The sequence below is a fragment of the Streptomyces liliifuscus genome, assembly GCF_016598615.1.
GTDB lineage: Bacteria > Actinomycetota > Actinomycetes > Streptomycetales > Streptomycetaceae > Streptomyces > Streptomyces liliifuscus.
This window is the reverse complement of sequence record NZ_CP066831.1, coordinates 3989787-4011971: the sequence shown is the minus strand read 5'-3', so window position 1 is coordinate 4011971 and position 22185 is coordinate 3989787. Positions and strand designations below refer to the sequence as shown.

At 70.4% G+C, this 22185-nt stretch carries 23 protein-coding genes; 14 read left to right on the top strand and 9 right to left on the bottom strand.

The window, feature by feature from the left end; translation table 11 throughout:
* Positions 1–221: 221 nt before the first annotated feature.
* Together JEQ17_RS16930 and JEQ17_RS16925 are read left to right on the top strand one after the other, a co-directional pair.
* Positions 222–575, top strand: a complete 354-nt coding sequence (locus JEQ17_RS16930; protein ID WP_200396021.1) for a DivIVA domain-containing protein — start codon at positions 222–224, stop codon at positions 573–575.
* Positions 572–1156 carry a DNA-3-methyladenine glycosylase I gene (locus JEQ17_RS16925; protein ID WP_234048231.1) on the top strand — a complete coding sequence of 195 codons (585 nt, stop codon included), beginning with the start codon at positions 572–574 and terminating at the stop codon, positions 1154–1156. The genes JEQ17_RS16930 and JEQ17_RS16925 overlap by 4 nt, the downstream gene beginning before the upstream one ends.
* Before the next feature lie 55 nt (positions 1157–1211).
* On the opposite strand, the gene chcB is transcribed toward JEQ17_RS16925, so the two are convergent.
* Positions 1212–2018, bottom strand: coding sequence for a 2-cyclohexenylcarbonyl CoA isomerase (gene chcB / locus JEQ17_RS16920; RefSeq protein WP_200396020.1), 807 nt, complete (start codon positions 2016–2018; stop codon positions 1212–1214).
* A gap of 370 nt (positions 2019–2388) precedes the next feature.
* Here chcB and JEQ17_RS16915 point away from each other — a divergent pair, with 370 nt between their 5' ends.
* Positions 2389–2556, top strand: a complete 168-nt coding sequence (locus JEQ17_RS16915) for a DUF3117 domain-containing protein (RefSeq protein WP_003966491.1) — start codon at positions 2389–2391, stop codon at positions 2554–2556.
* Positions 2557–2701: 145 nt separating this feature from the next.
* Here the strand turns inward: JEQ17_RS16915 and JEQ17_RS16910 are convergent, their stop codons facing one another.
* On the bottom strand, positions 2702–3400 hold the full coding sequence (locus tag JEQ17_RS16910) for an O-methyltransferase (protein WP_281198615.1): 699 nt from the start codon (positions 3398–3400) through the stop codon (positions 2702–2704).
* 214 nt (positions 3401–3614) lie between these two features.
* On the opposite strand from JEQ17_RS16910, the gene sigE reads away from it, so the two are divergent.
* The 5 genes from sigE to JEQ17_RS16885 all read left to right on the top strand — a co-directional run bounded on the left by sigE (position 3615) and on the right by JEQ17_RS16885 (position 9265).
* A complete protein-coding gene (gene sigE / locus JEQ17_RS16905; protein ID WP_200396019.1) occupies positions 3615–4316 on the top strand; it encodes an RNA polymerase sigma factor SigE in 702 nt (233 codons plus the stop codon).
* Positions 4313–5269, top strand: a complete 957-nt coding sequence (locus JEQ17_RS16900; RefSeq protein ID WP_200396018.1) for an anti-sigma factor family protein — start codon at positions 4313–4315, stop codon at positions 5267–5269. The genes sigE and JEQ17_RS16900 overlap by 4 nt, the downstream gene beginning before the upstream one ends.
* A gap of 138 nt (positions 5270–5407) precedes the next feature.
* Positions 5408–7603, top strand: a complete 2196-nt coding sequence (locus JEQ17_RS16895) for a S1C family serine protease (protein ID WP_200396017.1) — start codon at positions 5408–5410, stop codon at positions 7601–7603.
* A gap of 211 nt (positions 7604–7814) precedes the next feature.
* On the top strand, positions 7815–8264 hold the full coding sequence (locus JEQ17_RS16890) for a sec-independent translocase (protein WP_200396016.1): 450 nt from the start codon (positions 7815–7817) through the stop codon (positions 8262–8264).
* Between the two features lie 344 nt (positions 8265–8608).
* Positions 8609–9265, top strand: a complete 657-nt coding sequence (locus JEQ17_RS16885; protein WP_200396015.1) for a hypothetical protein — start codon at positions 8609–8611, stop codon at positions 9263–9265.
* A 299-nt stretch (positions 9266–9564) separates the two neighbouring features.
* Here the strand turns inward: JEQ17_RS16885 and JEQ17_RS16880 are convergent, their stop codons facing one another.
* Genes JEQ17_RS16880 through JEQ17_RS16870 form a run of 3 tightly spaced genes read right to left on the bottom strand, consistent with a single transcriptional unit; the run spans position 9565 to position 12638 of the window.
* Positions 9565–10698 carry an Mrp/NBP35 family ATP-binding protein gene (locus tag JEQ17_RS16880; RefSeq protein WP_055610561.1) on the bottom strand — a complete coding sequence of 378 codons (1134 nt, stop codon included), beginning with the start codon at positions 10696–10698 and terminating at the stop codon, positions 9565–9567.
* Positions 10699–10741: 43 nt separating this feature from the next.
* Positions 10742–11341, bottom strand: a complete 600-nt coding sequence (locus JEQ17_RS16875) for a DUF1003 domain-containing protein (protein WP_200396014.1) — start codon at positions 11339–11341, stop codon at positions 10742–10744.
* Positions 11331–12638, bottom strand: a complete 1308-nt coding sequence (locus tag JEQ17_RS16870; RefSeq protein ID WP_200396013.1) for a magnesium transporter MgtE N-terminal domain-containing protein — start codon at positions 12636–12638, stop codon at positions 11331–11333. The genes JEQ17_RS16875 and JEQ17_RS16870 overlap by 11 nt, the downstream gene beginning before the upstream one ends.
* 200 nt (positions 12639–12838) lie before the next feature.
* On the opposite strand from JEQ17_RS16870, the gene JEQ17_RS16865 reads away from it, so the two are divergent.
* Positions 12839–13597 (top strand): hypothetical protein, encoded by a 759-nt coding sequence (locus JEQ17_RS16865; protein ID WP_200396012.1) that lies wholly within the window; start codon positions 12839–12841, stop codon positions 13595–13597.
* A gap of 226 nt (positions 13598–13823) precedes the next feature.
* Here the strand turns inward: JEQ17_RS16865 and JEQ17_RS16860 are convergent, their stop codons facing one another.
* Both JEQ17_RS16860 and JEQ17_RS16855 read right to left on the bottom strand, forming a co-directional pair.
* Positions 13824–14375: a hypothetical protein gene (locus tag JEQ17_RS16860; RefSeq protein ID WP_200396011.1), complete on the bottom strand. Its 552-nt coding sequence runs from the start codon at positions 14373–14375 to the stop codon at positions 13824–13826.
* A 44-nt stretch (positions 14376–14419) separates the two neighbouring features.
* Positions 14420–15529, bottom strand: coding sequence for a magnesium and cobalt transport protein CorA (locus JEQ17_RS16855; RefSeq protein ID WP_200396010.1), 1110 nt, complete (start codon positions 15527–15529; stop codon positions 14420–14422).
* 512 nt (positions 15530–16041) lie between these two features.
* Here JEQ17_RS16855 and JEQ17_RS16850 point away from each other — a divergent pair.
* Positions 16042–16647 (top strand): suppressor of fused domain protein, encoded by a 606-nt coding sequence (locus tag JEQ17_RS16850; RefSeq protein WP_200396009.1) that lies wholly within the window; start codon positions 16042–16044, stop codon positions 16645–16647.
* Between the two features lie 51 nt (positions 16648–16698).
* Here the strand turns inward: JEQ17_RS16850 and JEQ17_RS16845 are convergent, their stop codons facing one another.
* Positions 16699–17964: an MFS transporter gene (locus JEQ17_RS16845; RefSeq protein ID WP_200396008.1), complete on the bottom strand. Its 1266-nt coding sequence runs from the start codon at positions 17962–17964 to the stop codon at positions 16699–16701.
* A 174-nt stretch (positions 17965–18138) separates the two neighbouring features.
* On the opposite strand from JEQ17_RS16845, the gene JEQ17_RS16840 reads away from it, so the two are divergent.
* The 3 genes from JEQ17_RS16840 to JEQ17_RS16830 all read left to right on the top strand — a co-directional run bounded on the left by JEQ17_RS16840 (position 18139) and on the right by JEQ17_RS16830 (position 20702).
* On the top strand, positions 18139–18780 hold the full coding sequence (locus tag JEQ17_RS16840; RefSeq protein WP_055610553.1) for a DUF6758 family protein: 642 nt from the start codon (positions 18139–18141) through the stop codon (positions 18778–18780).
* 232 nt (positions 18781–19012) lie between these two features.
* Positions 19013–19879: a PHP domain-containing protein gene (locus tag JEQ17_RS16835; RefSeq protein ID WP_200396007.1), complete on the top strand. Its 867-nt coding sequence runs from the start codon at positions 19013–19015 to the stop codon at positions 19877–19879.
* 217 nt (positions 19880–20096) lie between these two features.
* The gene (locus tag JEQ17_RS16830) at positions 20097–20702 is read left to right on the top strand and encodes a MarC family protein (RefSeq protein WP_200396006.1); all 606 of its coding nucleotides are present in this window, start codon (positions 20097–20099) and stop codon (positions 20700–20702) included.
* Between the two features lie 137 nt (positions 20703–20839).
* Here the strand turns inward: JEQ17_RS16830 and JEQ17_RS16825 are convergent, their stop codons facing one another.
* Positions 20840–20992, bottom strand: a complete 153-nt coding sequence (locus tag JEQ17_RS16825) for a hypothetical protein (protein WP_143636538.1) — start codon at positions 20990–20992, stop codon at positions 20840–20842.
* Positions 20993–21218: 226 nt separating this feature from the next.
* On the opposite strand from JEQ17_RS16825, the gene JEQ17_RS16820 reads away from it, so the two are divergent.
* Positions 21219–22121, top strand: a complete 903-nt coding sequence (locus tag JEQ17_RS16820) for an NYN domain-containing protein (RefSeq protein WP_200396005.1) — start codon at positions 21219–21221, stop codon at positions 22119–22121.
* Positions 22122–22185: the final 64 nt, after the last annotated feature.

Genomic DNA, 22185 nt, shown 5'->3' with positions numbered 1-22185 from the left:
GCCGCCTGCGACCCTAACTGTCAGAGTCGCATGGCACGATCGGAGCCTGATACTTTCCGCGCCGACGCGTCCGCGTCGGCACCAGAGTGCGGCGGAGCCGGAGGGGCGCGCCGGTGCCGAGGGGTGAGCGCGCGGAGGCCCGAAGGGTCGAGCACGGTCGCCCCCTCGACACCGGCTGGGGCGTCCCGGAGGCACAGCACAACAGAAGGGGTACCTCAGCGATGTTCATGTTCTTGTTCCTGGTCGTCGCCCTAGTCGTCGTGGTCGGCGCGGTGACTCTCTCCGTGGTGGGCGGCGGCGAGAGCAGCGCCCTCCCTGAGACCCCGCCGGAGCGCCTCCAGGATCCGTTGCCCCTGGACCGCCCCCTGCACCGCGGTGACGTGGAGGCCCTGCGCTTCCCGCTCACGATGCGCGGCTACCGCATGGCGGACGTGGACGACGCCCTGGGCCGCCTCGGCGCCGAGCTGGCCGAGCGGGACGCCCGGATCTCCGACCTGGAGGCCGCGCTGGCCGGAGCGGCCCACGCGGCCCGGTCCACCTCCCTGGACAAGCCCGCCGAGGAGGACAACCGGTGAGCGACGCCCTGAAGGGCCCCGACGGCGCCCTGCGCTGCCCCTGGGCCCTGTCCACCGAGGACTACGTGGCGTACCACGACGAGGAGTGGGGCCGCCCGGTCCACGGCGACGACGCGCTGTACGAGCGGCTGTGCCTGGAGGCCTTCCAGTCGGGTCTCTCCTGGATCACGATCCTGCGCCGCCGCGAGGGCTTCCGCACCGCCTTCGCGGGCTTCAAGATCTCCGAGGTCGCCACGTTCACGGACGCCGACAAGGAGCGCCTCCTCGCCGACCCCGGCATCATCCGCAACCGCGCCAAGATCGAGGCGACGGTCGCCAACGCGCGCGTACTCACGCAGTGGGCGCCGGGCGAGCTGGACGAACTGATCTGGTCCTTCGCCCCCGACCCGACGACCCGCCCGGCCCCGAAGGCCCTCGCCGACGTCCCCGCGGTCACCGACGACTCGAAGGCCCTCTCCAAGGCCCTCAAGAAACAAGGCATCCGCTTCGTCGGCCCCACCACGGCCTACGCCTTGATGCAGGCCTGCGGCCTGGTCAACGACCACTTGGCAGACTGCGTGGCCAGAGGCGCCGCCCTTTAGGGGCGCGGGGAACTGCGCGACCAGCCCCCACCGGCCCGCAGCTCCCCACAAACGGTCACCGCCCCAAGTACTTCGGCTTCTCCTTGTTGACGAACGCCTGCACAGCGATCACATGGTCCTCGGAAGATCCGGCCCGAGTCTGCAACTCGTCCTCCTTCTCCAAGGTCTCCTCCAACGAGTGGGTCAGCCCATAGGCAAGAGACTCCTTGAGCGCGGCGTACGCCAAGGTCGGCCCCTCGGCCAATCCCCGAGCCACCTTCACCGCCTCGGCCGCCAGCTCGGCAGAAGGCACAACCCGATTGGCGATCCCCAACTCGTACGCCTCCTGCGCGGTGATGCTGCGCGGAAACAGCAGCAGATCCGCGGCCCGCGAAGGCCCGACGACCCGGGGCAGCGTCCACGAGATCCCGGAGTCGGCGGTCAACGCGACCCCGGCGAACGACGTGTTGAAGGCAGCCGTGTCGGCGACGATGCGATAGTCCGCCGCGAGGGCGAAACCGAGGCCAGCGCCGGCCGCCACCCCGTTGACCGCCGCCACGACCGGCTTCGCCGCCCCGGTCAGGGCCCGCACGATCGGGTTGTAGTGCTCCTGGACGGTGCTCATGACACCCTCGCCAGAGCCGGACTCGCGCGCCGCCAGCAGCCCGCCGATGTGCTCCTTGAGGTCCTGGCCCACACAGAAGGCACGGTCACCGGCGGCGGTGAGCAGCACGGCCCGTACGGAATCGTCCGCCGCGGCCGCCTGCGCCGCCTCGCGGAAGGCGACCTTGGTCTCGATGTTCATCGCGTTCATCGCCTCGGGGCGGTTGAGCGTGATCGTCGCGAGTCCGTCGCTCACCTCGTAGAGCACGGTGTCGGCCATGGGGGTCCCCTCCGGTTCGCGGCTCCGTCGTACCCGTCGGTACGTTCTGGTCTGAGGACAGCATGGCGGAGATCATGAGCGGCGGCGGGGTTCGGACATGTGACCTGCGTCAAAGAATTCCGGCGTCCGAAAGTCCATGCAGCGGCGCGACAGCGGCGCAGTATCGCAGCCACTTCGGCGAATTGAGTGGTTTTGCTCAAGCGCGTTGCGCAAGCGATGCCGACTGATGTTGGTCATCGGGTCCTGAGATGCGGGATAATGGCCTGGAAGCAATGTGTTCGATGCCGGTGACGCGTGTCCGACGAGAGGATGCGTGCCCTTCAGTGGGGCCGTCGGCGACGATGAGCTGGTTTCAGGAAGGGGAACGAGCATGGCGGCCATGAAGCCGCGGACGGGCGATGGCCCGCTCGAGGTGACCAAGGAGGGGCGGGGCATCGTCATGCGCGTTCCGCTCGAAGGCGGCGGTCGGCTCGTCGTCGAGCTGACCCCTGACGAGGCCGACGCGCTCGGCGACGCCCTCAAGAAGGTCGTCGGCTGACGCGGAACGCGACCATACCTGTCCACTGCCCCGGCATCCAAAGTGATGCCGGGGCAGTGGGTTTTCAGGGGTACGCCGGCGACCTGTGCCATGCGTGTTCGCGCAGGTCAGCAGGGGTTCAGGGGCGGTCTGGCGAGGGGCCGGATCAGCGTTTGACCGCGCACAGCAGGCCGTCGCCGACCGGCAGGAGCGAGGGAATCAGCTCCTGGCTCTCACGGACCGTGCGCAGCAGTTCGCGCAGCCGCAGGACCTCCGTGGGCTGCGGGCCCGACTCCACGGTCCGGCCGTTCGCGAAGACACCCTCGAAGACGACCAGGCCGCCGGGCCTGAGCAGGCGCAACGATTCAGCGAGGTAGTCGAGGCTCTCGAGACGGTCGCCGTCGCAGAAGACGAGGTCGTAGCCGGCGTCCGCCAGCCGGGGCAGGACGTCCAGCGCGCGGCCCGGGATGAAGCGGGCCCGGTTGCTCGCGAAGCCGCACGCGCGGAAGGCCTGGCGGGCGAACTGCTGGTGCTCGGGCTCCGGATCCACGGTCGTCAGTACACCGTCCGGCCGCATGCCGTGCAGAAGATGCATTCCGGAGACCCCGGTGCCGGTCCCGATCTCCGCGACCGCCTTGGCGTCCACGGTGGCGGCGAGCAGTCGCAGCGCGGCGCCCGTGCCGGGCGACACAGAGCGCAGCCCTGCGTCCCGGGCCCGGTCCCGGGCCCAGTGCAGTGCTTCGTCCTCGGCGACAAAGGCGTCGGCGAACGCCCAGCTCGTCAGCCGGTTGCCGGTAATGGCCCTCTCCTGTCCCCGTGGTTGCCTGGGCGTGACTGTATCCGTTGCCGCCGGGAACCCGCAGATGGGACCGGGCGTTTAGAGGGGGTGGGGAACTACGCGGGGGTAGCAGATGGATCAGGACACCGAGCAAGTGCTGACGCAGCCATATGAGCGCGTATCAATTTCTCGTAAAACCGCTTATCCGGAGCTAACGGGCGAGGTGGCTATGGTAGGGGCTCCACCGGACACCACCAGAGCCGACAGGGGAGGTGCGGCTGCGCCTGTGGATCGGGGAGGGGTGCTGAGGCGCCTGCTCAGATCGGCGGGTGAGCCGAAATCTGTGAACGACACCGCTGACCGTTTCCGCACCGCTGACTCCGCTCAGACCGCGACCTTCACGTCCGACGCGGACTCGCAGGCGTGGACTCCGCCCACCTGGGAGGAGATCGTCAGCACGCACAGCACCAGGGTCTACCGTCTCGCCTACCGCCTGACGGGCAACCAGCACGACGCCGAGGACCTGACCCAGGAAGTCTTCGTCCGGGTATTCCGTTCCCTGTCGACGTACACACCGGGCACCTTCGAGGGCTGGCTCCACCGCATCACCACCAACCTCTTCCTGGACATGGTCCGCCGCAAGCAGCGCATCCGCTTCGACGCCCTGGGCGACGACGCGGCCGAGCGACTGCCCAGCCGCGAGCCCTCCCCGCAGCAGGTCTTCAACGACACGCACTTCGACGCGGACGTCCAGCAGGCCCTCGACACCCTCGCCCCGGAGTTCCGCGCCGCAGTGGTCCTGTGCGACATCGAAGGCCTTTCGTACGAGGAGATCGCCGCGACCCTGGGCGTCAAGCTCGGCACGGTCCGCAGCCGCATCCACCGCGGCCGCTCCCAGCTGCGCAAGGCGCTCGCCCACCGCTCGCCCGAGGCCCGTGCCGAGCGCCGCGGTTTCGCGGTCACCGGAGTGCCCGCTCTGGGAGGAGGGGGCGCGAGCGCGTGAGTGGATCACGGCTTAACCCTGCCGATCGGCCCCTTACCGAGCAGCACCTCGGAGACCGGCTCTCCGCCCTCGTGGACGGCGAGCTCGGCCACGAGGCGCGCGAGCGTGTCCTCGCACACCTCGCCACGTGCGCGAAGTGCAAAGCCGAGGCCGACGAGCAGCGACGACTGAAGAACGTGTTCGCGGAGGTCGCCCCACCGCCCCCCTCGGAGAGTTTCCTGGCCCGTCTGCAGGGGCTCCCCGGAGGAGGCGACCCGGAAGGCGACGGTTCTCCGCTGGGCGGGGGAGGGTTCGGCACGTCCGGAGTCTTCGGCATGAAGCCGGACTCCTTCGGTTACGTGCCGTCCGGCCCCCATGCCGCAGTGATGCCCTCCGAGCAGCGCGGGTTCCGCATCCATGACATAAGCCGGCGTGAGGCCGAGCGTTCGGCCTCACGGGGCCTGCGCTTCGCGGCCGCCGCGGCCGGTGCCGTGTCGCTCGCCGCGATCGCGCTCGGCGGGGTGTCGACGGGTATGCCGACGGACACCACGGACGCGCGCGGCGGGTCGGGTACGGGAAGCAACGTGACCCCGATGCGGACGGCGAACGCGGGCGGGGTGACCAACCCCGACTCGCAGCGCCGCCGGTCGCTCACACCGCTGCTCGCACAGGGACAGCGCACCTTCACCGCGGAGGGGGGCGCGCAGACCGAGATGTCCGCGCCGCTGCTTCCCGGGGTGCCCGCGCCCCTCGCACCCTCGCCCGCCGAGCAGGGCGCGCGCACGCTGCACGCGCTGACCACCCCCGTGGTGGCCGGTGCCGCCGCCATGTCCCCGCTCATACGCCCCTTCAGCCCCGCCCCACCGGTCGCGCTGACCGCGTTCTCGACGGCGTCGGAGCTGGAGACGTCCCTGCTGCCGCTCGTGCCACCGTCCGACTCGTCCGCCTCACCTTCGCCTTCCTCCCCCGGCTGAACCGGCCCTCTGCGCTGCGGCCCGTGAACCTGGTTGAATCCAGGGATGGGCCGCGCCCGCGGTAGGAACCCGGGCTCGGAGTGGACAAACCGCGGTGACCGCCGATGCGTCGAGCCGCGGGTCAGGTGTGGGGAGAGCATGGACGAGGGGAAGCCCACGAAGCCGAAGTGGTGGAGCCGGCCCCGGACCCACGTGCCGGAATCCGCTCCGCCGGACCCGGTTTCCGCGGGGGACGGCACGAGTGGGTTCCACGGGAGCGACATGGACGGCGACTTCGAGCTGGAGAAGCCTGCGGTTGCCGGTGCGTCGGGTGCCGCGGGCAGCTTGGGCGGCCCGGGTGGCTCCGGTGCCGCTGGTGCCTCGGGCGGCGCGGGCGTTTTCGGTGGCGCGGGTGCGGCCGGCGTCGCGGATGCCTTCAGCGCCGAGACCCCGACCGGTTCCACCGTGGCGCCGGGCGGGACGCCGGGCCAGGCACCGGCCCGGGCTTCGAGCGATGTGCCGACCCGGGCTTCGAGCGATGTGTCGGCCGACGCGAGCGGTGGCGCCGACGCGGCCGGTGAGCGGCCCGAGCCCCCGGGCGAGCGGCCCAGGTTTCTGGACGAGCGGCCCGAGCCCTCGGACGTGAGGCCCGAGCCTCCGGGTGGGCGGCCCAGGCCTCTGCACGATCCGGATCCCTACAGCACGCCGCCCTACGGCGGGCCCGGTCCCTGGGCTCCCGCGCCCCCGGTCCAGCACCCGGGGACGACTCCCGCGCACGGCACGGCCGCTGTCCATGCCGTGACTCCGCCCCAGGGCACTCCGGCAGGAGCCGGGCCGGAGGACTCCGTCCCGCGACCGGCCGCGACACAGGGCATCCTCGGATCGACGCTGCCTTCCGGCTACCACCAGGCGGCGGCCCCCCTCCACGGCACTCCCGACCACGGCCCCACGGACCACGGGGCCCCCGCGCAGGCCCCGGCTCCCCACCCCGGGGCTCCGCACGCCCCTGGACCGCACGCCTCGGCCCCGCAGGCCTTGACCCCGCACGTCCCGGCCGCCCCCGCCCCCGTGCCCCAGGCAGGCGCTCAGGCCCACCCCCAGACGCATCCCCAGCCCCACCCTCAGCCCGACCTTCAGCCCCACCACCCTCAAGCACCCCACACCCCCTGGCAGAACTACGACCCCTGGGCCGCCGCCCCCCTTCAGCAGAACGGGGCGGCCGTCGAGACCACGACCGGGCGGCGTCGGCGCAGGGGGCGGGCGCTGGTCCTCGGGGCCGCGCTGCTCGCCCTGGTGTCCGGCGGCGTCGGCGGGGCCGTAGGGGCGTATCTGGAGCGCAACGGCGGGATCGACGACGTCGAGCTGCCGCAGGCCGGGACCGAGGCCGAGGGACGGGCCGCGGACAGCGTGGCCGGGATCGCGGCCAGCGCGCTGCCCAGTGTGGTCACCCTGCATGTGAGCGGGTCGGAGGCGCAGGGCACCGGCACCGGGTTCGTGCTCGACCAGCGCGGACACATCCTCACCAACAACCACGTGGTCGACCCGGCGGACGGCAGCGGCGAGATAACCGTGACGTTCAGCGGCGGCCAGACCGCCAAGGCCAAGGTCGTCGGACACGACAGCGGCTACGACCTCGCCGTCGTGAAGGTGAGCGGTGTCAGCGGCCTGAAACCCCTGGCCCTCGGCAACTCCGACAACGTCCAGGTCGGCGACCCGGTCGTGGCCATCGGTGCCCCCTTCGACCTGGAGAACACCGTCACCGCGGGCATCATCAGCGCCAAGGAGCGCCCCATCACGGCGGGCGGTGAGGAGGGCGACGGCAGCGACATCTCGTACGTGGACGCGCTGCAGACGGACGCCCCGATAAACCCCGGCAACTCGGGCGGCCCGCTGGTCGACTCCAAGGCCCGGGTCATCGGCATCAACAGCGCCATCCGCTCCGCCGACAGCGGCTCGGACCTGGAGGGCGGCCAGTCCGGCTCGATCGGCCTCGGGTTCGCCATCCCCATCAACCAGGGCAAGCGCGTCGCCGAGGAGCTCATCAACACCGGCAAGGCCACGCACCCGGTGATCGGCGTGACCCTCGACATGGACTACAGCGGCGACGGCGCCCGCGTCGGCACCAAGGGCAACGACGGCAGCCCTCCGGTCAACCGGAACGGCCCCGGCGACCGGGCCGGCATCAAGCCCGGCGACGTCATCACCGAGGTCGACGGACAGCGCGTGCGCTCCGGCGAGGAGCTCATCGTCAAGACCCGGTCCCACCGCCCCGGCGACCGCCTGGAGCTGACGCTGGAGCGCGACGGCAAGGAGAAGAAGGTCACTCTCGTCCTCGGTTCCGCCGACGGCGACTGACGGGGCGATCGCGCGGGGCAACCGACAGGAACTTCACAGGAAGCGGGCCGAACCAGGACCCCATCAGGCAAACATCCTGGAAAACCCGGTGTGTACACGCGGTCCGAGGGCCCGGGACAGTACCGGTCGGACAGGATCGCCGGGTACCGTGGACCCGGCCCGGACCACGGAACGACCTGCCGAGGGCCGAGGACATCGCAAGGAGCTGAAGGTGTTCAATGACATAGGACCGCTCGAGCTCGTGACGCTCGTTGTCCTTGCCGTGCTCGTCTTCGGCCCGGAGAAGCTCCCGAAGATGATCCAGGACGTCACGCGCACCATCCGCAAGGTCCGCGAGTTCTCGGAGAGCGCCAAGGCGGACATCCGCGAGGAACTGGGCCCGGAGTTCAAGGACTTCGAGTTCGAGGACCTCAACCCCAAGACGTTCATCCGCAAGCAGCTGGACAACGACGAGCTGGGGCTCAAGGAGATCCGTAACGGCTTCGACCTGAAGAAGGAGATGGCCGACGTCACGGACGCGGTGCACGGCCGCGAGTCCGAGTCCTCCGCCTCGTCGTCCTCCTCCTCGTCCGGTTCCACCGGCGGCACCGTCGACATGACGAAGAAGCGCGAGAAGCTCGACCAGGACGAACGCCCGCCGTTCGACGCCGACGCGACCTGAGCCGGTCCCGGCCGCTCGCGCCGAACGGCCCTGACCTGGGCCGACCCGGGCCGCTCTGAACAGCCCGGGTCCGCGGCGTACGCCCGCGGGCCGTCGACGTGCGGCACGCCCGCCGTCCGGAACTCGCTCCAGCCGGGTTGCCCGCACCCCTTTTCCCCGTACGCAGCCTGCGTTCTGCCTGCTCAAAGGGGGCCGGATCTGACGCGTACGCGACCCACGAGCCGACCGGTTTCCGGGGTCGCCGCGGACCTGTGGCTATCCTGCCTAGTTGTTGTGCGGACCGGAAGGACGCCCGAAGGGGGGCGGGCCGCCCGGTTCGACGAGAGCGAGGAGGCGTCCGGGCGATGGAGACGACAAGTCGGGTAGGCGCGCAGGCGCCGGCTGCGGAGGGCGGACAACAGGTCCCCTCCGCCCGGCGCACGGTCGACGGCTACCTGCTGGCGCCCTTCCCGTGGTACGGCCTCGACGAGGCCTTCACGGGACCGCGCTGGCTGATGCAGGTCGGTGCTTCGGCCGACGGAGCCATCGAGCACGGCTCGATCGGGCACGGCGACGAGCCCTCGGTACGCGGCGAGACCACGGAGGACAAGGAGCGGTTCGCGGTCGTGGTGACCGTGGCGGCCAGCCCGGTGCGGCGCAGCGCCGACGGCACGGGGCTGCTGGAGGCCACCTCGGTGTCCTCCGCGGCCTGGCTCGCGGGGGTCGGGCTGCTGTCCTTCACCTGGCCCGGGCAGATGGACCACACGCTGCGGGACGACTGGCTGGACCAGCAGACCGAGACGGCGTGGGTCCTCGCGGACGATCTGGACGGCGCCGACTGGTCCACGCTCTCGCTTCCCGTGGACGGCGTTCCGACGCCGTTCCACTACCGGGAGTCCGAGTTCGGGTGGGTTCTCGCGGGGTCCACCCAGGAGGGGGTTCACCTGGGGGCGTACGGGCGGGGGATGAGCGCGTACGGGTTGGGCTTCGCCATGATCAAGGACATCGCTACGTACGCCTAGGCGGCGGGCTGAGCGAGGAGGGCACCGTCTGCTGACGGTGCCCTCCTTGGCGTTGTTCGTCGGCTGCGGCCCGGTGGGGGCTTGTCGCGCAGTTCCCCGCGCCCCTGGGTGAGTGGGGTCCGGCGTGGTGCGTCGAGCGCGGGAGCGTTCTGGCTGAGCGCGTAGTTCCCCGCGCCCCCGAAGATAAAAGCCAGGGGCGCAGCCCCGCGCTTTTTAGGGGCGCGGGGAACTGCGCGAACAACCCCCACCGGGCCCGCGGCCGCCCTGCAAGGCGCGGCCGCAGGGCAATGGGCGACGTCCTAGAACTTGTTCCTCGGCGTGATGCCCAAGGACATGCCCGACAGACCCCGTTGGCGGCCGCCCAGCTTGCCGGCGATCGCTCGCAGGGCCGAGCCCGCGGGGGAGTCGGGGTCCGTCAGAACCACCGGCTTGCCCTCGTCACCGCCCTCGCGGAGGCGGAGGTCGATCGGGATGGAGCCGAGGACCGGCACGGTGGCGCCGGTCGTGCGGGTCAGTCCGTCGGCGACCGACTGCCCACCCCCCGTGCCGAAGATGTCCACCATCTCGTCGCAGTGCGGGCACGGCATGCCCGACATGTTCTCGACGACGCCGACGATCTTCTGGTGGGTCTGGACGGCGATCGAGCCGGCCCGCTCGGCGACCTCGGCCGCCGCCTGCTGGGGAGTCGTCACGACCAGGATCTCCGCGTTCGGGACGAGCTGCGCGACCGAGATCGCGATGTCTCCCGTACCCGGCGGGAGGTCCAGGAGCAGCACGTCCAGGTCGCCCCAGTAGACGTCCGCGAGGAACTGCTGGAGGGCGCGGTGGAGCATCGGGCCGCGCCACACGACGGGCGCGTTGCCGGGGGTGAACATGCCGATCGAGATGACCTTCACGCCGTTCGCCGACGGCGGCATGATCATGTTCTCGACCTGGGTCGGGTGGCCGTCGGCGCCGAGCATGCGGGGCACGGAGTGGCCGTAGATGTCGGCGTCCACGACGCCGACCTTGAGGCCGTCGGCGGCCATCGCCGCCGCGAGGTTGACCGTCACGGACGACTTGCCGACGCCGCCCTTGCCGGAGGCGACCGCGTACACACGCGTCAGCGAACCCGGCTTGGCGAACGGGACCTCCCGCTCGCCCTGGCCGCCGCGCAGCGCGGACGCCAGCTCCTTGCGCTGTTCGTCGCCCATCACGTCCAGCGTGACGTCGACGTGGGTGACGCCCTCGACCGCCGCGACGGCGTCCGTGACGTTCTTCGTGATGGTCTCGCGCATCGGGCAGCCGGAGACCGTGAGGTAGACGGTGACCGCGACAGCACCGTCCGCACCGATCTCCACCGACTTGACCATTCCGAGCTCGGTGATCGGGCGATGGATCTCGGGGTCGTTCACTGTCGCCAGTGCTTCACGCACCGCGTCTTCCGTAGCCATAGGGTCGATGGTACGGCGCTTCCCACCGGCCCAGGAAAGCCTGTCACCGGTCGTCTACGTCACGTCCCCGAGGGTGTTCTGCCGGGAATACGACACGAGCGTCGCCGCGACCCTCGGGACGCCGCTCGTCCAGCTCCTTGACCAGGTCCTCCAGCTCCGAGCGGATCCAGTCACGGGTGGCGACCTCACCGAGGCCCACGCGCAGCGCGGCGATCTCCCGCGTCAGGTACTCGGTGTCCGCGATCGACCTCTCGTTCTGCTTGCGGTCCTGTTCGAGGTTGACCCGGTCGCGGTCGTCCTGCCGGTTCTGCGCGAGGAGGATCAGCGGGGCGGCGTACGAGGCCTGGAGCGAGAGCATCAGGGTCAGGAAGATGAACGGGTAGTTGTCGAAGCGCAGGTCACGCGGCGCGGACACGTTCCACACCACCCACAGGATGATGACGAACGTCATCCAGACGATGAACCGTCCGGTGCCGAGGAAGCGGGCGATCCGCTCGGACAGCCGGCCGAAGGCCTCCGGGTCGTACTCGGGCAGGAACCGGCGCCGCGGCGGCTGCGGCTGGTCGAGCCGGGTGCGCGGCCGGCCGGCGGCGGTCGCCCCGGTGGCGGCCCGCTCGCGGGCGGCCTCGCGCTCAGGAGCCATGAGAAGCCCCCTCACCGGCCGTCTCCGGCGGTGTCTCCCCGTTCAGGTGGAACTCCGTCTCGCGCCAGTCCTCGGGCAGCATGTGGTCGAGTACGTCGTCCACGGTGACCGCGCCCAGCAGCGAGCCGCTCTCGTCGACCACGGGCGCCGCGACCATGTCGTACGCCGCGAAGAAGCCCGCCACGACGGGCAGTACGGCCTCCGGGTCCAGCGGCTGCAGATCGTCGTCGATCATCGAGCCGACGAGCGTGTACGGCGGATCGCGCAGCAGCCGCTGGAAGTGGACCGTGCCCAGGTACTTGCCGGTCGGCGTCTCGTCCGGCGGGCGGCACACGTACACCTGGGCGGCCAGCGCCGGGGAGAGGTCGGGGTTGCGCACCCGCGCGAGCGCGTCCGCGACCGTCGCGTCCGGCCGCAGCACGATCGGCTCGGTCGTCATCAGACCGCCCGCCGTGCGCTCCTCGTACGCCATCAGCCGTCGTACGTCCGCCGCGTCGTCCGGACGCATCAGGGCCAGCAGACGCTCCTTGTCCTCCTCCGGCAGCTCGCCGAGCAGGTCGGCCGCGTCGTCGGGGTCCATCGCCTCCAGGACGTCGGCGGCGCGCTCCTCCTTGAGTTTGCCGAGGATCTCGATCTGGTCGTCCTCGGGGAGCTCCTCCAGGACGTCCGCGAGCCGGTCGTCGTCCAGGGCGGCCGCGACCTCCGCGCGCCGCTTGGGGGACAGATGGTGCAGCACGTTCGCGAGGTCGGCGGGGCGCAGCTGCTCGAAGGTGGCGAGGAGGTTCTCGGCGCCCTGCCCGTGCTCCTCCAGCGAGAACCCGGTGACGGCCGACCACTCGACGGTCAGCGTCTCGCCCTTGGCCCGCCGGAACGCGCCGCCCGTACGCCCCTTCCGTACGAAGACCCGGTCGATCTCCCAGTCGCGGCGGGCGGGCAACTGCTGGATGGAGACGTCGAGGACGGTGACCTCCTCGTCGGTCTCGACGAGTGTGACCCGCCGGTCGAGCAGTTCGCCGATGACCAGCCGCTCGGTGGGCCGCTGCTCGAAACGGCGGACGTTGAGGACGCCGGTGGTGATGACCTGACCGGACTCGATGCCGGTCACCCGGGTCATGGGCAGGAAGATGCGGCGGCGGGTGGACAGTTCGACGACGAGGCCGAGCAGCCGAGGGGGCTTCCGCCCGACGCGCAGCATGCCGACCAGGTCGCGCACCCGGCCCACCTGGTCGCCGTTCGGGTCGAAGACGGCGATGCCGGAGAGATGCGAGACGAAGATCCTGGGGGCACCTGCCGCCATGCCCGCGCCTCCTTGTTCGTACGGGCTCCACTACGGGCGTTTTGATGTGTCATGTCCGCTCGGGTGGGCTTCAGGCTAGCCCGTCCCGGTCGGATACGCCCTGGTGAGCGGTGCGGACGGACTGACTCCGAGTGGCGTAGGGGGCCCCGGTACGCTGCGGTACGCCGTTGAGGTCACCCGCATGAGAGGCAGCGCCACCTGTGACTGCGATTCCCCAGGGACGTACCCGTAGGGCCGCGTTGGCGAGCGCCGTGTGTGCGCTGGTCGTGACGGGGACAGGGGTGACGGGGTGCGGCGGTGACGACCCGGACGCGGGCACGAACGGGGTCGGGAAACTGCCCCCGGCCAAGATCCAGAGCAGAACGCAGTCGGCCGCCCGGGCCGCGGAGACGGTACGGCTGTCCGGCGCCGTGATCAGCGGCAAACGCACCTACAAGCTGGACATGCAGTTGAAGGGTGACGGCGGCACCGGCTCGGTCACTTCGAAGGGAGTGACGTTCCAACTGCTGCGGGTCGACGAGCACCTCTTCATCAAGGCCGACGCGGACTTCTGGGACCACCAGGACGGCAAGAGCGACGACGCCACGTCCGACGCCACGGCCGCGGGCAAGCTGGAGGGCAAGTACGTGAAGGTCCCCAAGGGTGACCCCGCCTACAAGCAGCTCAGCGTCTTCACCGACAAGGACGTACTCCTCGACGGCCTGCTCACCCTCCAGGGCGAGCTCGCCACCGACGGCCACCATGAGCAGCGCGGGCTCCGCACGATCCGGATCACCGGTGACAAGGGCTCCGGCGGCGAGCTGGACGTCTCCCTTGAGGGCAAGCCGTACCCTCTCCTCCTCGTCCGCGCCGGCGGAGCGGGGACGCTTCGCTTGACCGACTGGGGCAAGGGGTTTGCCCTGGAGGCCCCGGACAAGGACGAAACGGTGGACTACGGCCAGCAACTCCCGTCGTCCTGAGGGGAGTTGCGCCTGCGGCTCGGCTGCGGGCGCGTAGTGGCTGGTCGCGCAGTTCCCCGCGCCCCTTGGGGGTGGCTGAGGCCGGTGGGTCCAGCGCGGGTTGTTCGTGGCCGATCGCGCAGTTCCCCGCGCCCCTGAAACGAGCCCGTTTTTAGGGGCGCGGGGAACTGCGCGACCAGCCCCCACGCACCCGCAGTCGACGACGCACCCCGCGGAGCGGCACCGCTCAGCCGCGCCTGCGCTTCTTGAAGAGCAGCCGCGGCAACCCCGCCGGAATCGGCAGACGCGTCGTCGCGGACGTGGGCAACGGCGGTGCCGCCAACGACCCGTCCGGCAGCGACGCAGTCGACCCCGTCGGCGCCAGCCGAACCACCCGGCACTCCCGGGCCCACCGCCCGGTCATCGCCTCCCCGTCGGGCGCGTTCAGCCGCTTGCCCTTCAGTTCGCCGACGGCCGCGTCCCACTCCTCCGACCCGGGAGCGAGCTCCACCACCTTCGCGGACCAGGAGACAAGGCGACCGCCCTTGTCCTTGCTGCGTACGGTGACGACGGCCTCGCCCCCGTCCACGAGCCCGGGCAACGGCTGCTCCCCGGGCCCGTCCCCGACCAGGCACACCGCCCCGTCGTGCCACACGTGCCACAGGGCCTGGGAGGACGCCCCGTCCCCGTGCAGGGACCCCTGGACGGGACCCTGCATGGGAAGCCCCCGCACCCAGACGAGCCCGGACTTCTTCGTGGCCTCCTCGACGAGGGCCTGGTCGAGCAGCTGATCCGTCATGGGGTCAGCCTAGTGCCGGGCCCCTCATGGCAGGTCGGGGCAGTTCAGAGCCAGCCGTTGCGCTTCAGGGTGCGGTGGATGCCCAGGCAGAGCACCACGGTGACGCCCATGATCACCGGGTAGCCGTACCGCCAGTGCAGCTCAGGCATGTGGTCGAAGTTCATGCCGTACACGCCGCACACCATCGTCGGCACGGCGATGATCGCCGCCCAGGACGTGATCTTGCGCATGTCCTCGTTCTGCGCGACGGAGGCCTGCGCGAGGTTGGCCTGGAGGATCGAGTTGAGCAGTTCGTCGAAGCCCACGACCTGCTCCTGGACCCGCGCGAGGTGGTCGGCGACATCGCGGAAGTACTTCTGGATGTCGGGGTCGACCAGCCGCATCGGCCGCTCGCTGAGCAGCTGCATGGGCCGCATCAGCGGCGACACCGCGCGCTTGAACTCCAGCACCTCGCGCTTGAGCTGGTAGATCCGCGCCGAGTCGACACCGCGCGACACCCCGCCCCGCGGCCCGGGCGAGAACACCTCGGTCTCGACCTCGTCGACGTCGTCCTGGAGGGCGTCGGCGACGGCCACGTACCCGTCGACGACGTGGTCGGCGATGGCGTGCAGCACGGCCGAGGGGCCCTTGGTGAGCAGCTCGGGGTCGTCCTGCAGCCGGTGGCGCAGCGCCCGCAGCGAGCCCTGGCCGCCGTGCCGCACGGTGATGAAGAAGTCCCGCCCGGTGAAGCACATCACCTCGCCGGTCTCGACGACCTCGCTGGTGGCGGTGAGCTCGTCGTGCTCGACGTAGTGGATGGTCTTGAAGACGGCGAACAGAGTGTCGTCGTACCGCTCCAGCTTGGGCCGCTGGTGGGCGTGGACGGCGTCCTCGACGGCAAGCGGGTGCAGCCCGAACTCGGCGGCCACACCGGCGAATTCGGCCTCGGTCGGCTCGTGCAGGCCGATCCAGGCGAATCCGCCGTCCCGCCGTGCCTGGCGGATCGCCGCACGCGGCGTGAGGCCTTCGTCGGACGGGAGGCGGACGCCGTCGCGGTAGACCGCGCAGTCCACGACGGCCGAACTGTCCCCGGCCGCGCGGGTGGTGTCGTACGCGCCGCCGTCCTTGCGCAGCGAGGGACGGACCGCGGCACGCAGGTCACGAATCATCGACATGGCTGGCTCCTTCGCGGAACGAGAGCCGCCGGCAACGGTTGAGACTGCCCGGAATGGGGACGTCCTGACTGCGGATGTTTGGCACGTCCACAAAGCGGGGAGCACCGCACCGTCGCGGTGGCAGCTTCGCTACTGATACAGATCAGAAAAATCAGACAGATCAGGAAAAACGAAGTGCTCTTCCGTTGTGCACCGGAGGCCAGGACGCGAGTGCGAGAGGTGGCAGCCAGTAGAGCGTGAGCTCTGGAGCTGAGAGGGACTCAGCCGCCGGAAGAGCGGGTGGTACTGCACGGTCGACTTCGATCCATGGAGCCCCACCTCCTCCGGCCGGTCCCCCGTAGGGGAGGTCCATCCCCCGTAGGGGAGTCTCATGCGTCGAGACTGTCGAGACTTGGGTCGGGACTCGAGAGCGACGCTTCTGCGTGCTGCCCCGACCAGCGGCCAAGACTATCAGCCGACTGAAGTGTCAAGCCGTCGCTTTGCCCGTCACTGACGAGTTCTATGCTCGGCGCATGGCTGATGTTCTTCCTCTGGTCGAGGCCCGGTTGCGTACCGCGCTGGGCGAACCGGACGCGCGCGCCGCGGTGACCTTCCTCGGCACCGACCGCATCGAGGTGCTCCGTTTCACCGACGGAACCGCCGGAGGAACGGACAAGGGGATCGTCCGCTACGCGACGCTCGGCATGTCCGCCCAGCCGATGGCCGACCCCACGGCGGTCGTCGTCGATCCCGTCGCGGGCCCGCGCGCGGAGCTGGTCCTCTCCGTACGGCCCGGCGCCGCCGACACCGACAAGGTGCTCCGCCCCCTCGCCGTACTGGCCGCGTCCCCGCAGGTCGAGGGCCTGATCGTGGCCCCGGGCGCCTCGCTCGACGTGGGCGAGCCCCTATGGCCGGGCGCCCCCTTCACCTCCGTACTGGTCGCCGAGGCGGGCGGCCTGATCGAGGACCTGGAGCTCGACGCCCCCCTCGATCCCGTACGTTTCCTGCCGCTGCTGCCCATGACCCCGAACGAGGCCGCGTGGAAGCGGGTGCACGGCGCGGGGGCCCTCCAGGAGCGCTGGCTCACGAGCGGAACGGACCTGCGCGATCCCTCACGCAAGTCCGTCCCACTGGACTGATCCGGGCGGCCCCGGGGGTGAGTAACGTCACCAACCCGTGGCCGAAATCCGTCAGTTGGCAAAAACGGCGACACTGTCCTCGGTCGCGTGCCGCGTCTCCAGTTCCTCCGCCTCGTGCGTGAGGGACTTCCGGCGTACGAGGACGACGACGGCGCCCAGCACCGCGGTGACCGCCGCGACCACGAACGGGATGTGGATGTCGGTCCACTCCTCGATCTTCGGCGCGAAGTAGGGAGCGGCGGCGGCCGCGAACCAGCGGACGAAGTTGTAGCCGGCGCTCGCCACCGGGCGCGGGGCGTCCGAGACACCGAGCGCGAGCTCCGTGTAGACGGTGTTGTTCACACCGATGAAGGCGCCGGAGAGGATCGTGCAGACGACGGCCGTGGTGTGGCTGCCGTAGCCGAGGACGAGTACGTCGGCCGCGAGCAGCACCAGCGAACCGCCGAGCACCTTCAGTGACCCGAACCGTGCCTGCAGGCGCGGCGCCACGAGCACCGAGAACACCGCGAGCAGCAGACCCCAGGCGAAGAAGACCGCGCCCGACTTGTACGGGCTCATGTTCAGCACGAACGGCGTGAAGGCCAGCACGGTGAAGAACGTGTAGTTGTAGAAGAACGCGGAGGCCGCCGCCGAGGCGAGCCCGCCGTGGCCGAGCGCCTTGATCGGGTCGAGCAGGCCCGTCTTGCGCGCGGGCTTCGGCTGCTCCTTCAGGAACGCCGTGATGCACAGGAACCCGATCGCCATCAGGACCGCGGTGCCGAAGAACGGGTAGCGCCAGCTGGCGTCCCCGAGCAGCGCGCCGAGCAGGGGCCCGCAGGCCATGCCGAGGCCCAGGGCGGACTCGTACAGCAGGATCGCCGCGGCGCTGCCGCCGGCCGCGGCTCCGACGATGACGGCGAGGGCCGTCGAGACGAACAGCGCGTTGCCGAGCCCCCAGCCCGCGCGGAATCCGACGAGTTCGCCGACCGAACCGGACGTGCCGGACAGGCCCGCGAACACCACGACCAGGGCGAGACCGAGGAGCAGGGTCCTGCGGCCGCCGATACGGCTGGAGACGAAGCCCGTGACCAGCATCGCGATGGCCGTGATCAGGAAGTACGAGGTGAAGAGCAGCGAGACCTGGCCCGCGCTGGCGTCCAGGCCCTTGGCGATGGAGGGCAGGATCGGGTCGACGAGGCCGATGCCCATGAACGCGACGACGGATGCCCCGGCGGTCGCCCAGACCGCCTTCGGCTGACGCAGGAGGCCGCCGGCACCCGCGTCGAACGTGTCCCCTTCGGCGGGACCTCCTGTGTGATCTCCCGTACCGCTGTTCATGCCGGCTCCCTCACTCCTCGCATCGGGATCGTTGGTGTATACACATAATAAGTTAGGTCCACTAATAAATGCAAGCTACATCTAGTTTCCCGAGGTGGGAGGAAGGTGACAGGCACACGCCGGACGGGTGATCGTCCTTGACGCAACCAAATAGGGGGAGGACCGTTGGGCCCTATGAGGGGCGAACCCAGTTGCCCGAAGTGTGGTGGCCGGGTCAGGGCTCCCGGCCTCTTTGCCGACTCCTGGCAGTGCGATGTGCACGGCATCGTGCATCCGCTGCAGCCCGTGATCCCGCCCAGCGTCGAAGCCCTCGGCGTGGTCGTACACCGTGCGCGCGTACCGGTGTGGATGCCGTGGCCGCTGCCCGTCGGCTGGCTCTTCACGGGTGCCGCGTTCGCCGGCGACGACCGCAGTGGCGGCCGCGCCACGGCGGTGGCCTGCTCCGGGCCGGGGCCGCTCGGTGGCATAGGGGAGCTGGTGCTCATCGCCGAGGAACTCGGCGTCGGGCTCGGTGCGCGGTACGCGGGGATCGACGGGCCCGATCCGGGGCCGTACATGAGTGTCGAGAAGCCCGCCCAGGCGAAGCTGCTCGCCGCGGGGCGGCCGACGCCGTTGTGGCATGTCGCCGGGACGCCCGACGACCGGGCCGTCTTCGCGGGGGAGGCACGGGGGTTGTGGCTGTGGGCCGTCGTGTGGCCCGAGCAGTCGGGGCTGCTGATGTACGACGAGCTGGTGCTGACGGATCTGCGGGACGCGGGGGCGGAAGTGGATCTGTTGCCTTGTGGGGCGTTGTCTCCGCGGATTCTCGAGCCGTAGCGCTCCGCTGGTGGGGTGGGCGGCTATTGCGGGTGGGGTGCCTGTGGTCTGCCGGGTGCGGGTTGTTCGTGGCTGGTCGCGCAGTTCCCCGCGCCCCTGAAGAGCGCGGGCGTGCTGTCACGGGAGCTGCCTGTAGGGGGTGAAACCCTGCTGTGGGTGTGACAGAGGGTGTCCTCGCTGCCGTTATCCTTGAGCGGTCCCTCTTGTTTCGTCTGTGTCTGGAGTTCGTGTCGTGCGCATCGATCTGCACTGCCACTCCACGGCGTCCGACGGCACGGACACCCCTGCCGAGCTGGTGCGCAACGCCGCTGCCGCCGGGCTGGACGTCGTCGCGCTGACCGATCACGACACCACACGCGGGTACGCGGAGGCCCTGGCGGCCCTGCCCGCCGGGCTGACGCTGGCGACCGGGGCCGAGCTCTCCTGCCGCCTCGACGGAGTGGGGCTGCACATGCTGGCGTACCTCTTCGATCCCGAGGAGCCCGAGCTGCTGAGCGAGCGCGAGCTCGTACGCGACGACCGGGTGCCGCGGGCCCAGGCCATGATCGCCAACCTCCAGGAGCTGGGCGTGCCGGTGACCTGGGAGCAGGTGGAGCGCATCGCGGCCGGCGGTTCCGTGGGGCGGCCGCACATCGCCACCGCGCTGGTCGAGCTGGGCGTCGTGCGCAGCGTCTCCGACGCGTTCACGACCGAGTGGCTCGCCGACGGCGGGCGCGCCTACGTCGAGAAGCACGAGTCGGACCCCTTCGAGATGATCCGGCTCGTCAAGGCCGCGGGCGGAGTGACCGTCTTCGCGCACCCTGCCGCCTCGAAGCGCGGACTGACCGTTCCGGAGTCGGCGATCGCGGAGCTCGCGGCGGCCGGGCTCGACGGGATCGAGGTCGACCACATGGACCACGAACCGGCCACCCGGGCCCGACTGCGGGGCCTCGCGGGCGAGTTGGGGCTGCTGCCGACCGGCTCAAGCGACTACCACGGCAGCCGGAAGACGTGTGTGCTCGGGGAGTTCACGACGGATCCCGAGATCTACGGGGAGATCACCCGGCGGGCGACCGGCGCGTTTCCCGTGCCGGGGGCCGGCGGGGGCGCCGAGCGGTAACCGGTCCCGTCGGGTTCCCTCTCGATCGCTTCCGAAGGCGCCTGAGCCCCGGGCTGTGTCCATCGGTTCCCGGCTGTGGCTGGCGCTTCAGGGCTGCGTAACGCCTGTCGGTAGCGGTGGCAGGCGGTGGGCGCTGGGCCGTACGGCCTGCTCTCGTTGTTCCGCTCCCTCGTCCCACCCCACCCCTCGTCCCGTCCCTCTTCTCGCAAGGCTCATCGTGTTCGACCTCGCCGTTTTCGGCTCTCTCTTCCTCACCCTCTTCGTCATCATGGATCCCCCCGGGATCACGCCGATCTTCCTCGCGCTGACGTCCGGACGGCCTGCCAAGGTGCAGAAGCGGATGGCGTTCCAGGCCGTCTGCGTGGCCGGCGGAGTCATCACCGTCTTCGGGCTGCTCGGGCACCAGATCCTGAACTACCTGCATGTGTCCGTCCCGGCGCTGATGATCGCGGGCGGGCTGCTGCTCCTGCTCATCGCGCTCGACCTGCTCACGGGCAAGACCGATGAGCCCAAGCAGACGAAGGACGTGAACGTCGCCCTCGTACCGCTGGGCATGCCGTTGCTCGCCGGGCCGGGCGCGATCGTGTCCGTCATCCTGGCCGTGCAGAAGGCCGACGGCGTGGCGTCGCAGGTGTCGGTGTGGGCCGCCATCGTCGCCATCCATGTCGTGCTCTGGGTGGTCATGCGGTACTCGCTGCTGATCATCCGGGTCATCAAGGACGGCGGTGTCGTGCTGGTGACCCGGCTCGCGGGCATGATGCTCTCCGCGATCGCCGTGCAGCAGATCATCAACGGCGTGACCCAGGTCATCCAGAACAGCTGAAGGCCGGCAGTTCAAGGCCCTTGCGCGTGTGCCGTCCAGGGCGTCGTACACGCAGAACCCCCGTACGGCGTCGGTGCCGTACGGGGGTTCTGAAGTCTGTCGGTCAGCCAGTTGTGGTCTGCCGAGCGTGTCCGGCGTTATGACGCCGGGGTGTTGGCCGGGCGGATCCAGAGGCGCTGCCCGATGGCGGCGGCCTGCTGAACGATCCGGTTGACGGAGGCGGCGTCCACGACGGTGCTGTCCACGGGGGTTCCGTCGACGTCGTCAAGGCGCATGATTTCGAAGCGCACAGGCTTCTCCCTTCGTCTGGTCATCCTCCTGAGGAGAACTACTTGGTTACATAGGGATCCAACGGCATGCGTGTTACAAACATTCCCTACGCTAAAGAAATTTTTCGAACGGCTAACTACTGACTGGTATCCGACCGCTGTCCGGGTCGGTGGCCGGGTCGGTATTCGGACGGGATTCCGGACCGGTTGTGTTCGTCCCGTGACCGCCTGCGACAATGAGGCGCATATGAATGACGACCTCGATCCAGCGGTGCTCGGTGCGCGTATCGACCGCACGAACGAGCTGCTCCAGCGCATGCTCGCCGAGGTGGCGAAGACGCCGTCGACTCATGCGATCTTCGTCGACGCGGGGTACCTCTACGCGGCCGCGGGCCGGCTCGTCGCCGGGACGGAGGACCGCCGGGCCTTCGATCTGGACGCCGAAGGACTCATCGAGGCGCTCATCGACCGGGCCCGCACGATCTTCGCGGACAGCAGGCTGCTGCGCGTCTACTGGTACGACGGGGCGCGGCGCCGCATCCACACCGCGGAGCAGCAGTCCATCGCCGAGCTGCCGGACGTGAAGGTCCGCCTCGGCAACCTCAACGCCAACAATCAGCAGAAGGGCGTCGACTCCCTGATCCGCACCGATCTGGAGTCACTGGCCCGGCACCGCGCCATCAGTGACGCGGCGCTCATCGGCGGTGACGAGGACCTGGTCTCGGCGGTCGAGGCGGCGCAGGGGTACGGGGCCCGCGTGCACCTGTGGGGCATCGAGGCGCCGGAGGGGCGCAACCAGGCGGAGCCGTTGCTCTGGGAGGTCGACAGCCAGCGCACCTTCGACCTGGAGTTCTTCAAGCCGTACGTCGCCCGGCGGACCGCCGCCTCGTACGACACGTCGGCGGCGGGCCGGCCCACGCGCGAGGACGTGCGGTTCGTGGGCGCGCAGATCGCCGCGAAGTGGCTGGCCGCGCGGGGGCGCGAGGCGCTGTCGGAGCTGCTGCCCGGACATCCCTACCTGCCCGGCCCGGTCGACCAGGACCTGCTCGTGGAGGCGGAGGGGCTGCTGCAGTACTCACTGCGGGGGCAGGCAGACCTGCGACGGTCCCTGCGGGACGGGTTCTGGGAGCACTTGCAGGGGCAGTACTAGGCTCGTTTGCCGCTGCCTGGGCGGAGGCGACGGTTCGTTCGTTGCGGGGCCGGCGAGGAGCGCC